Genomic DNA, 13,845 nt, shown 5'->3' on the forward strand with positions numbered 1-13,845 from the left:
TTTCGATGCGTCCTTGACATGGGTCCGCGACTCCCGTAGACATCCGCCAATTTGCCTACCGGGATCACGATTTGCCCCGCTTCCAGCACGGTCCGCTGTCGCATCAACGGTGCACAGTTCAACATGCTGGGAACGACTTGGCACGTCCGCATGTCCGGTATGCAGGCAAATTGCAGTCGTTTTTATCGGCTTGCCCGCATTTATTATATATAAAAAGACTCCGTGTCTCACCGTGGAAAGATCGAAAGGACATTTGCCAATGTCAGCGCCCACGCACACCCCGCCTCCTGGTGCTTCTGCCGTACTGGTTCTCGCAGATGGTTCAGTTTTTTGGGGACGCGGCGTCGGGGCCCGAGGAGAGGTCGTCGGTGAAGTCTGCTTCAACACCTCCATTACGGGCTACCAGGAAATCATGACCGACCCGTCCTATGCCGGTCAGATGATCACCTTTACCTTCCCGCATATCGGTAACGTCGGCACCAATGACGAAGATATCGAAAATGCCAAACCGGTCGCCCTTGGCTGCATCCTGCGCCAGGACATTACCGAACCTTCCAACTACCGTGCGCGCAAACATTTCAATGACTGGCTTGCCGAGCATGGCCGCATCGGGATCGCCGGTGTAGACACCCGCCGCCTGACCAAACGCATCCGTACCGAAGGCGCACCGAACGGTGTGATCTGCCATAACCCCGACGGCACCTTTGACATCCCCGCCCTGATCGCCAAGGCCAATGAATGGCCGGGTCTTGAGGGCATGGACCTTGCCAAGGACAACAGCTGCACCACCGGTTACGACTGGGATGAAGCCCTGTGGTCACGCGAAGGCGGCTACGGCAAACTTGGCAATGCAAAACACCATGTGGTTGCCATTGATTATGGCGTGAAACGCAACATCCTGCGCAACCTCGCAAGCCTCGACTGCAAGGTCTCGGTCGTCCCGGCCACCACCACGGCCGAGGAAGTCCTGGCGATGAACCCCGATGGCATCTTCCTGTCAAACGGTCCCGGTGACCCTGCGGCAACCGGCGAATATGCCGTTCCGACCATCAAGAAACTGATCGATAGCGGCAAGCCGGTCTTTGGCATTTGCCTTGGTCATCAGATGATGGCGCTGGCGCTTGGTGCTAAGACCAAGAAAATGGATGTCGGCCATCGCGGTGCAAACCACCCGGTCAAGGACGCCACCACCGGGGTCGTCGAGATCACCTCGCAGAACCACGGCTTTGTCGTCGACAAGGACAGCCTGCCCGACAATGTCGAGGCAACGCATTTCTCGCTGTTTGACGGCTCCCTTGCCGGGCTGCGCGCCAAAGACAAACCGGCCTTTGCGGTTCAGTACCACCCGGAAGCATCGCCGGGGCCGCATGACAGCCACTACCTGTTCAAACGTTTCGTTGGTCTGATCGAAGAAGCAAAATCCTGATCACCCGATCAGGACACGCTCCGAAGATACGCGATTAACGGACTTAAACGAGGCGGTGCAGCACGTGCGCCCGCCCTGCGAAAAGCGGAAAACGACATGCCGAAACGTACAGATATCAAATCAATCCTCATCATCGGTGCTGGCCCGATTGTCATTGGTCAGGCTTGCGAATTCGACTATTCCGGCGCCCAGGCCTGTAAGGCGCTCAAGGAAGAAGGTTACCGCGTCATTCTGGTCAACTCGAACCCGGCGACCATCATGACCGACCCGAACCTGGCCGATGCCACCTATATCGAGCCGATCAAACCGGCAATGGTCGCCAAGATCATCGAAAAGGAACGCCCGGACGCGCTTCTGCCGACCATGGGTGGCCAGACCGCGCTGAACACGGCACTGGCCCTGTTCAATGACGGCACCCTTGAAAAATACGGCGTGGAAATGATCGGTGCGAAAAAGCACGTCATCGAAAAGGCCGAAGACCGCCAGCTGTTCCGTGACGCCATGGACAAGATCGGTCTGGAAAGTGCGCGTTCTGCGATGGTCAGCACCTTCGAAGATGCGGTCAAGGCACTTGAAATCACCGGTCTGCCGGCAATCATCCGTCCGAGCTTCACCCTTGGCGGCGAAGGCGGCGGCATTGCCTATAACCGTGAAGAATTCGAACAGATCGTGCGCAACGGTCTGGCGATCTCCCCGACCCATACGGTCCTGATCGAAGAATCCATTCTCGGCTGGAAAGAATATGAAATGGAAGTCGTCCGCGACAGCGCGGATAACTGCATCATCATCTGTTCGATTGAAAACGTCGATCCGATGGGCATCCATACCGGGGATTCGATCACGGTTGCCCCGGCCCTGACCCTGACCGACAAAGAATACCAGATCATGCGCGACGCATCGCTTGCCGTGCTCCGCGAGATCGGTGTTGATACCGGCGGTTCCAACGTTCAGTTCGCGGTCAACCCGGACGACGGTCGTCTGATCGTTATTGAAATGAACCCGCGCGTGTCGCGTTCTTCTGCCCTGGCATCCAAGGCAACCGGCTTCCCGATTGCCAAAATCGCTGCCAAGCTTGCGGTTGGTTACACCCTTGATGAACTTGATAACGACATTACCGGTGTGACCCCGGCTTCGTTCGAGCCGACCATCGACTATGTCGTCACCAAGATCCCGCGCTTCACCTTTGAAAAATTCCCGGGCGCCAAACCGCTTCTGGGTACGGCCATGAAGTCGGTCGGCGAAGCCATGTCGATTGGCGGAAGCTTTGCCGAAAGCCTTCAGAAAGGCCTGCGTTCGATGGAAACCGGCCTTACCGGTTTGAACGAAGTCAAAATCGAAGGCGCCCCGGACAAGGCCGCAATCCGCGCCCAGCTGACCCAGCCGATCCCGTTCCGTATTCTTTACGCGGCCCAGGCCTTCCGCCATGGCATGACGCTCGAAGAAATCCAGTCGGCCACCAAGTTTGACCGCTGGTATCTCAAACAGCTTGAAATGCTGGTCGCCGAAGAAGAAAAAGTCCGCGCCAACGGCATTCCGACCGACAAGCAGGAATTGCTGCGCCTTAAAAAGCTCGGCTTCTCTGATGCCCGTCTGGCCGAACTGGCCGGCAAGGACGAAGACACCGTCCGCGCCGACCGTCAGGCCCTTGGCCTGCGTCCGGTTTACAAACGCATCGATACCTGTGCTGCCGAATTCCCGTCGCGCACCTCGTATATGTATTCCATGTATGAAGGTGATGGTTTCTTCGAGCCGGAAAACGAAGCCGAAGTCACCGACCGCAAGAAAGTCATCATTCTTGGTGGTGGTCCGAACCGTATCGGTCAGGGCATCGAGTTTGACTATTGCTGTGTGCACGCGGCCTATGCGCTGCGCGAAGCCGGCATCGAAGCCATTATGGTCAACTGCAACCCGGAAACGGTTTCAACCGACTATGACACCTCCGATCGCCTGTATTTCGAGCCGCTGACCGCCGAAGACGTGATCGAGCTTTGCCAGCTTGAACAGTCCAAGGGCGAACTGATGGGCGTGATTGTTCAGTATGGTGGCCAAACCCCGCTGAAACTGTCCGCTGCCCTTGAAAAGGCCGGCATTCCGATCCTTGGTACCAGCCCGGACAGCATCGACCTTGCCGAAGACCGCGACCGCTTCCAGGCGCTGATCAACAAGCTCGGCCTCAAACAGCCGGCCAACGGCATTGCCCGTTCGGTTGACGAAGCCGTCAAGATTGCCGAAAGCATCGGTTACCCGATTGTGATCCGCCCGTCTTACGTGCTTGGCGGTCGTGCGATGGAAATCGTGCACACCACCGAAGACCTGCTGCGCTACATGCACGAAGCCGTTCAGGTTTCCGGCAAAAGCCCGGTTCTGATCGACAGCTTCCTTCAGGATGCGATCGAAATCGACGCCGATGCAGTTTCCGATGGTGAAAACGTCTTTGTCGCGGGCATCATGCAGCATATCGAAGAAGCCGGTATCCATTCCGGTGACTCTGCCTGCTCGCTGCCGCCCTACTCGCTTGACGAGGCCATGATTGAACGCCTCAAGGCACAGACTGTCCAGCTGGCCAAGGCACTCAACGTTGTTGGTCTGATGAACGTTCAGTTCGCGATCAAGGATGACACGATCTATCTGATCGAGGTTAACCCGCGCGCTTCGCGTACCGTTCCGTTTGTTGCCAAGGCAACCGGCAACCCGATTGCAAAAATCGGCGCACGTATCATGGCCGGCGAAAAACTGGGCGACTTTGACATTGATCACGGTCCGTTCAAACATATCGCCGTCAAGGAAGCAGTCCTTCCGTTCAACCGCTTCCCGGGTGTCGATACCCTGCTTGGCCCGGAAATGCGTTCAACCGGCGAAGTCATGGGCCTTGATACCGATTTCGGTCGCGCCTTTGCCAAGGCACAGATGGCCGCAGGCCACACTCTGCCGCAAGGTGGCAAGGTCTTCATCTCGGTCAAAAATCATGACAAACCGGCTGCTGTTCAACTCGCACGCGACGCAATTGCCCTTGGCTTTAGCGTGGTTGCGACGCACGGCACGGCAGAAGCTCTTGAAAAAGAAGGGCTGGACGTCACCCCGGTCAATAAGGTACAGGAAGGACGTCCCCATATCGTGGACATGATGAAGAACGGCGATATCAACCTGGTATTCAATACCACGGAAAGCAAACAGGCCGTGGTCGACAGTTTCTCGATCCGTCGTACTGCCCTTACCGATGATATTCCGTACTACACCACTGTCGCCGGTGCCCGCGCAACATTGCGCGCCATCGACAACCTGAAACGCGGCGCACTTGCAGTTCGTCCGGTTCAGGAATATCTTGGGGACAAGTACTAAGGTTCCTTACCGAACCTGACGGAAGAATTCAGACCGCCCGGCGGTAAAATGCCGGGCGGTTGATTTTGTAGTATCGACCGCTAATAAGAATAGGCTGTGAGCGCGATGGAAAAAGTACCAATGACCCCGCAAGGGCATCAGCGCCTCGAAGAAGAACTGAAGCATCGCAAGTCCGTCGAACGTCTTGAAATCATCAAGGCCATCGCGGAAGCACGCGAACATGGTGATCTTTCGGAAAACGCCGAATACCATGCCGCACGCGAACGCCAAAGTTTCTGCGAAGGTCGTATTGCCGAGCTCGAAGATGTCCTGAGCCGTTCCGAAGTGATCGACGTGCCGTCTCTGGCCGGCAACGTTGTGAAGTTCGGTGCTAAGGTTGATCTTGTCGACGAAGATACCGACGAGGAAACCACCTATCAGGTTGTCGGCCCGATCGAGGCTGACATCAATGCTGGCCGCATTTCAACCACCTCGCCGATCGGGCGTGCGTTGATCGGCAAGTCTGTCGGTGATTCCGTCGAAGTAACCGTCCCGGGCGGCACCAAAAGCTATGAAATTCTGAAGGTCGATTTCTCGTAAATCGGGAAATGTCCCAGTGATCAAAACGGTCCGATGATTATCGGGCCGTTTTTTTATGCCCGCGTGCCAGATATCCCCGCTCCAGCCCCCGTCACAGCAAACAAAAAAGCCGGGCGCGTATGCCCGGCTTTCTGCTGTCTGCCATTTTGGCAACGGATCTGCTGGCTTTAACCGCTTTTGGCCAACCGTTCGAGAACGGCCTCCACATTGCGATTAAGATCGGTTGCCTCCGATCCCAGATGATCGGCACTGCCCAGAAGTTCGGTTGCCATCTCGCCGGTTTCGGCCGAAATCTGTGACAATTGATGGATCAGGTCCGACAGATCGCGGGTTGCCTCAACCGTGCTGCCCAGACTGTGCGCGATCTCGCGGGTTGCACTTTGCTGCTGTTCCATGGTGGCCGAAATGGTTGCCGCCACTTCGACCATGTCGCCGATGGTTTCGGAAACCCCGTTTACCGCCGACACCGAATCCCCGGTTGCGGCTTGGATTTCGGAAATCTGCTGGGCGATCTCGTCCGTTGCCCGTGCCGTCTGGTTGGCCAGGTTTTTGACCTCGTTGGCAACAACGGCAAAGCCCTTGCCGGCTTCTCCGGCACGGGCGGCCTCGATCGTCGCGTTGAGCGCCAGAAGATTGGTCTGGGATGCGATATCGGTAATCAGATTGACGACTTCGCCAATCTTTTCGGCCGCATTTGACAACCATTCGATCCGATCACTGGCGGTTTTTGACCGCTCCACCGCATTGTCGGTAATCTCGCGGGCACGTCCGATCTGGCGGGCGATTTCTTCGGCCGATGCGTTGATTTCATCGACTGCCGACGCCGCTGATTCCACGTTCTGCGACGTTTCTTCAGACGCGTGCACCGCCCCTTTGGATGCTTCCTTTGCAACCCGTGCACGGTCATTCATATGCTGTGCACGTTTCTGCAACTGAACAGATTCATCATCAACCGCCCCGGCCGATTTACCAATCATCGCACTGATCTGGTCGGCCAGTTCACGTTTGAACTGTTCGCGTTCGACCTGACGCTGTTTGCGCAATTGTTCATTCTGCGCCAACAGATCTTCGGCCGCGGTCGCGGCTTTGACCGCTTCGTTGCGTGCGGTTTCGGCATTGGCAAGCGTGGTATAAAGGCTTTTGCACGACCAGATCAGAACGCCCGCTTCTACAATCACCACCACTGCATGCAAAACCACACGCCAGAACTGGCCGCCTTCGGGGAACACCCAGTAAGGCACCGCGAAATTCAGGATCAGGTGATGCAGCGCGATCACGCCGGTCACAACGACAATCGTTTTCCAGCATACCAGTGCGCCAAGAACCGCAAGGGCAGCAAAGAAATACATATGCACGTCAATCTGCCAGTGATGCCCGCGAAACGCATAAACCAGCACACCAACCTGCAAAATCATCGCCGAGGCCACAACAAACCGCGTGACCTGTGCCTGCGTTCCCGCCAGGCGATAAATCACAAAGGCAACTGCGGCAAAAACTGCACTGGCAATCAATGGCGACCATGCATCACTGCTGGCGACATATCCGGCAATCCCGCTAAGCGGGATGTGCAGCGCCAGGATCACAAACAGTGTCTTTATCGCGTTGGCCCGAATTTCTAGTAACTTTTCCATGGACTTACACCCAGACGTCAAAAGGCGTTATTGGTATCGCCGGACTCAAAACATGCTGAAGCAATCAGCGGAGACAGGGTAAACATCGCGCCGAAATCTTCGGCCTGCGGGACGGCACCATCGTCGCGAACAACGACCGCCATATGGCCAAAGCCGCCAAACCGCACAACGCGCCCGCCAGACGCACCGACTTGCGCAAGAATGTCATCTTCAGACAGTGAAAGTGGAAACACCATACCGACACCGGTCATGTCATCGGCCGGGCGATAGGTCAAAAGCACCAACAACACCACACCGCACAGGGCAAATAAACCTGCCGGCACGATCCCCGACCATCCCTGATCGACGACCGGTTCATTCTCGCGGACTTGCTGCTGTGATCTGAACGCTTCCAATGACTAACCTTTGATATAAAACTTATCCCATTGGTATAGGTACTTGGTATGTATGCCTAAACCACATCCTTTACAAGGATTTTCATCCCTACGTTTAGTAAGGTTATTCATCTGCACGTGTATTTGAGCGTATTGCTCGATCACGTTTTTCCATCATGATATCAGTCCGCTAGCCACACCCAGCCCGCGACATCGCCGCACGACGGCACCCAAGCCCGGGCGGCATGCGATGCCCATGGCGGGTTGCACGGAAACAGGACGCAAAAACAAAACCGGCGCCAAATTGGCACCGGTTTACATTACGCAGCAAATGTCCGAAGCGATCAGTCTTCGGCGTCGATATCAATCGGAACGCCGGGCATGTTCTTTGCGGTTCGAATCGACAATGCCGATTTGACGTGATTGACGTTTTCGGCAACCGTCAGTTCGGTGGTCAGGAATTTCTGATATTCGTCCCAGCTGTGCGAAACGATTTTCAGCAGGAAGTCCATTTCACCGGCCACCATGTGGCATTCGCGAACTTCCGGCCATTGCGCCGCACGGGCTTCAAAGGCACGCAAATCATGTTCGGCCTGGCTGGCAAGACCGACCATCGCAAACACCGTCACGTTATAGCCAAGCGCCTGCGCATCGACATCGGCATGATAGCCCTGGATAAATCCGGTTTCTTCGAGTGCGCGCACACGACGCAAACAGGGCGGGGCCGAGATACCTGCACGTCTGGCAAGTTCCACATTGGTCATGCGGCCATCTTCCTGTAGATCGCGCAGGATTCTGCGGTCGATCTTGTCGAGTTTGACCCGTTGCATTTATTCCTCGATTCTGTGCGCGAAAGTTACCCCGATTGAAACAATATTACAGCGAGGCAAGTTGCTGGCAATAATATATTCCGAACAAGAATGCAATCTTGCGCTTGGATGCCGTAACTGAAAATGCAGTAAAATCCGCTTTTTGGCATCGCTGACGATGCAAAATTCCGGCATTGTCCCCGGCCTTCAACAGTCTGGCGAAACTACCGGTTTGTTGCGTAAAATTTCACCATCCAAAAAACGCGATATCCGCCGGTCAAACTTTGCGTGAAGCGGTTGCGTCTTGTCCGGACTGCCCATATGTTCGACGTCAGCTTTTATCAATCTCGGACATATACAAAGAACATGGCCCAGGAACATCAGACCAAAGTCCTCATCATCGGCTCCGGCCCTGCCGGTTACACTGCGGCAATCTATGCGGCACGCGCCAACCTTGAACCCATGATGGTGATGGGCCTTCAGCCGGGTGGTCAGTTGACGATCACCACCGATGTCGAAAACTTCCCGGGCTTTGCCGATGTCATTCAGGGCCCGTGGCTGATGGACCAGATGAAGGCACAGGCTGAACATGTCGGCACCAAAATGGTGCATGACCTGATCACCGAGGTCGATTTTTCTAAACGTCCGTTCGTCTGCAAAGGCGACTCCGGCGATACCTATATCGCTGAAACCGTGATCATTTCGACCGGTGCGCAGGCACGCTGGCTTGGCCTTCCGGGCGAAGAAAAGTTCAATGGCCGCGGCGTTTCGGCATGCGCGACCTGTGACGGATTCTTCTATCGCAACAAACCGGTCACGGTTGTTGGTGGCGGCAATACCGCCGTTGAAGAAGCCCTGTATCTTGCCGGTATCTGCTCGAAAGTTACCCTGATCCATCGTCGCGATGAATTGCGTGCCGAAAAGATGCTTCAGGAACGCCTTCTCAAGCATGAAAAAATCGACGTGGTCTGGGACAGCGTTGTCGAAGACATTCTGGGCGGTGACGGCCCGATGGATGGCGTCGAGGCGGTTCGCGTCCGCAATGTCAAAACCGACGAAGTCACCGACATTCCGGCTGACGGCTTCTTTGTTGCTATCGGCCATGATCCGGCGACCGCCATCTTCAAGGGCCAGGTCGATATGGATGACGAGAACTATGTTCTGGTCAAGCCGGGCAGCACCGTGACCAATGTCCCGGGTGTGTTTGCGGCTGGCGATGTCACCGACAAGATTTACCGTCAGGCCGTGACCGCGGCTGGCATGGGCTGCATGGCCGCGCTTGAGGCTGAAAAGTTCATCGCCGAACACGAAGCCTGATCTGACAGGGCATTGACCGTGCTTTGACAACACGTCAATCGCCGGGCCAAACAGGATGATTGCCCGATCACGCGAAGTGGTCAGAAACACCTGTAAGGGGATGCAACATGCATCCCCTTTTTTCATGCTTACAAATTACCAGATCCCGCCAATCGTCTGACATTTCAAAAGAATCACGCATCTGCGAAATCAACATTGCGGAAAATGCCTGCTTGCAGAAAATGCTACAGGCCTCATATTGGTAAAGGGTCTGAACCCAATTACGGGCTTGGGTCGTTTGTGTGACGCGCTTAACAGTGTTGAAACCAAATTACCCATAAAAGAAGAGAAGTATTATCAGGGGACTGGCGCAGAGCCGTGCGGCAGTGACATCTAGGAGCGGGTCTATGGACTGGGACAAGCTGCGTGTATTTCACGCTGTTGCGGAAGCCGGAAGCTTCACTCACGCAGGGGAAAACCTTAATCTGAGCCAGTCGGCTGTCAGCCGACAGATCAGCGCGCTTGAAGAAAGCGTCAAGGTTCCGCTTTTTCACCGCCATGCCCGTGGCCTGATTTTGACCGAACAGGGCGAGTTGCTGTATCGCACCGCCCATGACGTCTTTGCCAAGCTTTCCATGGCCGAAGCCCGCATTCGTGAATCCAAGGAACGCCCGAGCGGCCCGCTGAAAGTCACCACCACGGTGGCCTTTGGCTCGACCTGGCTGACCCCGCGCATCAATGAATTCCTGGAACGCTATCCGGAAATCGAACTGTCGCTGGTCCTCAATGACGAGGAACTTGATCTTGCCATGCGTGAGGCCGATGTCGCCATCCGCATGCAGCCACCGCGTCAGGCCGATCTGGTACAGCGGCAGTTGATGACATTGCGCTATCACGTCTTTGCGTCGCCGGAATATATCAAACAGTACGGCATGCCCAAGACACCCGAAGATCTGAAAGATCACCGGCTGATCATTTACGGTGCGGATGCCCGCCCGCCGGTTTCGAACGTCAACTGGATGATGGCCACCGCCCAGCAGTTCAAACCGGACATGCGCCCGATTCTGAAGCTGAACAATATTTACGGCATTTTCCGCGCGACCGAATCCGGTCTGGGGATTTCGGCCCTGCCTGATTATCTGCTGCCGACCAACAGCAATCTGGTCCGCATCCTGCCCGAGCTCGAAGGGCCAAGCTTTGATGCCTATTTCGTCTATCCGGAAGAATTGCGCCATTCAAAACGCATTGCCGTATTCCGCGACTTCCTGATCGAAGAAATCTCCAAGGTAAAAGCCAAGGCCGCGGCTGCCGCCAGCAGTGCCAGCGCCGACAAATAGCGCAAGGCTTACCCAAATCCCGTTTGAAACGGCCCGGCAGTTCCGCCGGGCCGTTTTGCATTGCGCACAACACATGGATAATTTCGCCTCATCCCCATGGTCAGTGATCATGGCCCCGGCCAGCCCCACTGCCTGCCCCCTGCCTGCCCCCTGCCTGCATGCCCCTGCCACCAACGGGATGATCCGGATGCCCGGACCACGGGAATACACGCGGAACACACACCAGCCGGACCAAGCTTTGCGAACCCGCCAAATGCGGCATCCAAATTCATCCCTGTCCCTTGAAAAGGCGACCTGATCGGCGTTGATCCCCGCCGATATCTGGTCGACAGAATCGCCATATGCTGTTTTTTGGGTCGCAGAACGGTCCGTTACATGCAAAATCGCGCGGACAAGCCATCCAGATCAGGGGATAATATAAGTGTTTTGGAATGCTCCAGACGCGGGGCTGGTCATAATTTCTTAAAATTATTGACATTTTTCTGCCATGCATTCCCTGCATGGTTGGTCTGAACTTATTCTACTTTAAATCGGAAGTAAGCATACTTACATTTGCATCATAAGTTGTGAGCAGACGCGAAATCGTGATCGCTTCAGCTTCCCTGATCTCCGCATGATCCGTCCGTCGGAACGAAATCCGGCACCGGAATCTTCCCCAAGATTCCCTACGTCTCCCAGACGTAAGCCTCCCTGTTGATCTTTGCCGGTAGCGCCCCCCTGCTACCGGCATTTTTTTTGTGCTGTTGCACAATTGATTTCGCGGTCAAATGCCCATTTCACAAGCAAGTGACACAGATCACCCAAATAAAATCGCGCAATTTCAAATAGTTAAACCACAAATCTTCGCAGCCCAACATTTATGCAGATTTTGCATGGCTGAAAAAGCAATTTGGCAGTGGTGTTTCCCGGCAAAAACGCTATCTTCCCTCTCGAACCGCAGCGGCAAACACCGCACCGCGGTAAAGAGTTTTCTCCCTGACCGAATTTCGGTCTTAGCCGGACGCCCTGTCCGGCTTACCCAGGGCCCTGCGAAGGGTCCTACGTCTCCCAGACGTGAAGCCTCCCTGATAAACTTGCCGGGCACATTTGTTGCCCGGCTTTTTTTTTGCCCGCATCCTCCCCTCCCCATCCGCACGCTGGCTTCTTTAACCGGCACCGGCACGGCCTGTTTGGCAAATGGGCGATGATTAACAATGCCCGCCGGTCGTGTGCGCCATTGCCGGGTCTGTTAAGCAATCCTGTGCTATTGTCTGATGGTTTCGGCCACAGCAATCGGGTTTCCGGTCACAATGAAAAGCACACTTGGTGCATTCCTGTTTGGCAACAAAGCCCAGTCCCACCTGCCCGAACGGGTTCAGGCCGCGATCGACAAGCAACAACATGACAGCGAAAAGCTGATTGGCTGGGTGCAATTGTTGCTGGTGACCATTTTCGCCAGCCTGTATGCGATCTCGCCAAGTGCCACCATGTCCAATGGCATTCAGCCGGTGCCATGGGCGCTGGGGCTTTATTACCTGTTCACGCTGAAACGGTTGATGCTGGCCTATCGCAATGCCCTGACCGACGGTTTTCTGACCTTGTCGGTGATTGCCGATATCGGGCTTCTGATGGTCCTGATCTGGAGCTTCCATATCCAGTATATGCAACCGGCCAGCTTCTATCTCAAAGCGCCGACGGTGATGTATGTCTTTATCTTTATCGCGTTGCGCAGCCTGCGCTTTGATCCGCGCTATATCCTGATTGCCGGCGGCACGGCCGCCCTGGGCTGGCTGATCCTTGCCGGTTACGTGATCTGGAGCGAGGGCGGCCAAAGCATGATCACCCGTGACTATGTCACCTATCTGACCTCGAACTCTATCCTGATCGGTGCGGAAATTGACAAGATCATCGCAATTGTTCTGGTCACCCTTGTTCTGACAATTGCGGTGATGCGTGCCAAACGGTCCTTTATCCGTGCGGTCACCGATGAAATTGCCGCCCGCGATCTGTCACGGTTTGTATCGCCCGAAATTGCCGATCGCATCACCCATGCCGACCAACAGATCAAGCCCGGCGATGGCGAAGCGGTTAGCGCAACCGTGATGTTCACCGATATCGAAGGGTTTTCATCCATCTCTGAAAAACTGAGCCCCCAGGCATTGGCGACGATGCTCAATGAGTATTTCACCCAGACCAATGCCATCATTTCGCGTTTCGGGGGTGTGATCACGCAGTTCGAAGGCGATGCCATGCTGATCACCTTTAACGCGGTCACCCCGGATGCCGATCATGCGCTGAATGCGGTGCGCACCGCACTTGCCATTCAGGAACTGTCCGAAAACCGGGTCTACAGTTTCGGTGGAAAGCTGAAAACACGATGCGGGATCAATACCGGTGATATCGTGATCGGTGCCATCGGATCGGAAAACCGCCTGACCTTTACCGTCCATGGTGACAACGTCAATATCGCCGCCCGCCTTGAAGGCATGAACAAACAATATGGAAGCTACATCCTGGCCACAGAAAGCACCGTCAGGGCCTGTGGCGATCATGCCGATATCCCGAACTGGATTTCACGCGGTGAGGTCACCATGCGCGGGCGTGAAACCCCGACAAGAATATTCGGGATTGCCCCGCCGCAGCTACGTCACGCCGGCACTACACAAACAACCCCGCAACAGGCCTGATCGCGGCTCTGTTTGCGCGCCATGCCACAGACAAAAAAAGGCCCGGGGAGCTTGGGGCTCGCCCGGGCTTTGGGGACAGATGGTCTTGGGGAGACCGATCGGAAGCGTTGCCTTGCCCGTGGGGTGTGAACGTTTCGGGGGAGAAAACGTTCATTCGGGCCCCGATGCGTCGTGAGGGAGGGCACTGCATCGGTGTTTGCGCTTCCGATAATTAGGAATTTGCCATGTAATTGGGGCTTAAAAATCTACGCTTGATGACCATTTGCGGGCGAAATGGGGCAAATACGGCACCCGGTCCCGCCCCGGATCAGGACATAAAAAAATGGGGCGGGATAAACCCGCCCCAACATATTCGGGGTCATTACGGTCTTGGGGAGACCTTGTCAGT

General features: G+C 55.5%; 9 protein-coding genes. 6 read left to right on the forward strand and 3 right to left on the reverse strand.

Annotation, left to right across the window (positions count from 1 at the left end):
• Positions 1 to 259 precede the first annotated feature (259 nt).
• The 3 genes from carA (at position 260) to greA (ending at position 5,344) form a co-directional block, all read left to right on the forward strand.
• Positions 260 to 1,426: a glutamine-hydrolyzing carbamoyl-phosphate synthase small subunit gene (carA, locus tag AUQ42_RS09465; protein WP_068518838.1), complete on the forward strand. Its 1,167-nt coding sequence runs from the start codon at positions 260 to 262 to the stop codon at positions 1,424 to 1,426.
• A 96-nt stretch (positions 1,427 to 1,522) separates the two neighbouring features.
• Complete coding sequence (gene carB, locus AUQ42_RS09470) at positions 1,523 to 4,765, forward strand: carbamoyl-phosphate synthase large subunit (RefSeq protein ID WP_068518839.1); 3,243 nt, start codon at positions 1,523 to 1,525, stop codon at positions 4,763 to 4,765.
• Positions 4,766 to 4,870: 105 nt separating this feature from the next.
• Positions 4,871 to 5,344, forward strand: a complete 474-nt coding sequence (gene greA / locus AUQ42_RS09475; RefSeq protein WP_068518840.1) for a transcription elongation factor GreA — start codon at positions 4,871 to 4,873, stop codon at positions 5,342 to 5,344.
• A gap of 167 nt (positions 5,345 to 5,511) precedes the next feature.
• On the opposite strand, the gene AUQ42_RS09480 is transcribed toward greA, so the two are convergent.
• The 3 genes from AUQ42_RS09480 to AUQ42_RS09490 form a co-directional block, all read right to left on the reverse strand.
• Positions 5,512 to 6,975 carry a methyl-accepting chemotaxis protein gene (locus tag AUQ42_RS09480; protein ID WP_068518841.1) on the reverse strand — a complete coding sequence of 488 codons (1,464 nt, stop codon included), beginning with the start codon at positions 6,973 to 6,975 and terminating at the stop codon, positions 5,512 to 5,514.
• 17 nt (positions 6,976 to 6,992) lie between these two features.
• Complete coding sequence (locus AUQ42_RS09485) at positions 6,993 to 7,370, reverse strand: hypothetical protein (RefSeq protein ID WP_068518842.1); 378 nt, start codon at positions 7,368 to 7,370, stop codon at positions 6,993 to 6,995.
• 323 nt (positions 7,371 to 7,693) lie between these two features.
• Positions 7,694 to 8,179, reverse strand: coding sequence for an Lrp/AsnC family transcriptional regulator (locus tag AUQ42_RS09490; protein WP_068518843.1), 486 nt, complete (start codon positions 8,177 to 8,179; stop codon positions 7,694 to 7,696).
• Between the two features lie 345 nt (positions 8,180 to 8,524).
• Here AUQ42_RS09490 and trxB point away from each other — a divergent pair, with 345 nt between their 5' ends.
• From trxB to AUQ42_RS09505, 3 genes are all read left to right on the forward strand, one after another.
• Complete coding sequence (gene trxB, locus AUQ42_RS09495) at positions 8,525 to 9,475, forward strand: thioredoxin-disulfide reductase (RefSeq protein ID WP_068518883.1); 951 nt, start codon at positions 8,525 to 8,527, stop codon at positions 9,473 to 9,475.
• A gap of 386 nt (positions 9,476 to 9,861) precedes the next feature.
• Complete coding sequence (locus AUQ42_RS09500) at positions 9,862 to 10,791, forward strand: LysR family transcriptional regulator (RefSeq protein ID WP_068518844.1); 930 nt, start codon at positions 9,862 to 9,864, stop codon at positions 10,789 to 10,791.
• Between the two features lie 1,289 nt (positions 10,792 to 12,080).
• Positions 12,081 to 13,457, forward strand: coding sequence for an adenylate/guanylate cyclase domain-containing protein (locus tag AUQ42_RS09505; protein WP_068518884.1), 1,377 nt, complete (start codon positions 12,081 to 12,083; stop codon positions 13,455 to 13,457).
• The last annotated feature ends 388 nt before the right edge of the window (positions 13,458 to 13,845 follow it).

It is taken from the genome of Thalassospira sp. MCCC 1A02491 (assembly GCF_001613785.1).
Taxonomy (GTDB): domain Bacteria; phylum Pseudomonadota; class Alphaproteobacteria; order Rhodospirillales; family Thalassospiraceae; genus Thalassospira; species Thalassospira povalilytica.

What these genes read in the sequence shown, in the direction of transcription:
- carA (WP_068518838.1), top strand. Translation starts at nt 260, where the DNA reads ATGTCAGCGCCCACGCACACCCCGCCTCCTGGTGCTTCTGCCGTACTG.
- carB (WP_068518839.1), top strand. Translation starts at nt 1,523, where the DNA reads ATGCCGAAACGTACAGATATCAAATCAATCCTCATCATCGGTGCTGGC.
- greA (WP_068518840.1), top strand. Translation starts at nt 4,871, where the DNA reads ATGGAAAAAGTACCAATGACCCCGCAAGGGCATCAGCGCCTCGAAGAA.
- AUQ42_RS09480 (WP_068518841.1), bottom strand. Translation starts at nt 6,975, where the DNA reads ATGGAAAAGTTACTAGAAATTCGGGCCAACGCGATAAAGACACTGTTT.
- AUQ42_RS09490 (WP_068518843.1), bottom strand. Translation starts at nt 8,179, where the DNA reads ATGCAACGGGTCAAACTCGACAAGATCGACCGCAGAATCCTGCGCGAT.
- trxB (WP_068518883.1), top strand. Translation starts at nt 8,525, where the DNA reads ATGGCCCAGGAACATCAGACCAAAGTCCTCATCATCGGCTCCGGCCCT.
- AUQ42_RS09500 (WP_068518844.1), top strand. Translation starts at nt 9,862, where the DNA reads ATGGACTGGGACAAGCTGCGTGTATTTCACGCTGTTGCGGAAGCCGGA.
- AUQ42_RS09505 (WP_068518884.1), top strand. Translation starts at nt 12,081, where the DNA reads ATGAAAAGCACACTTGGTGCATTCCTGTTTGGCAACAAAGCCCAGTCC.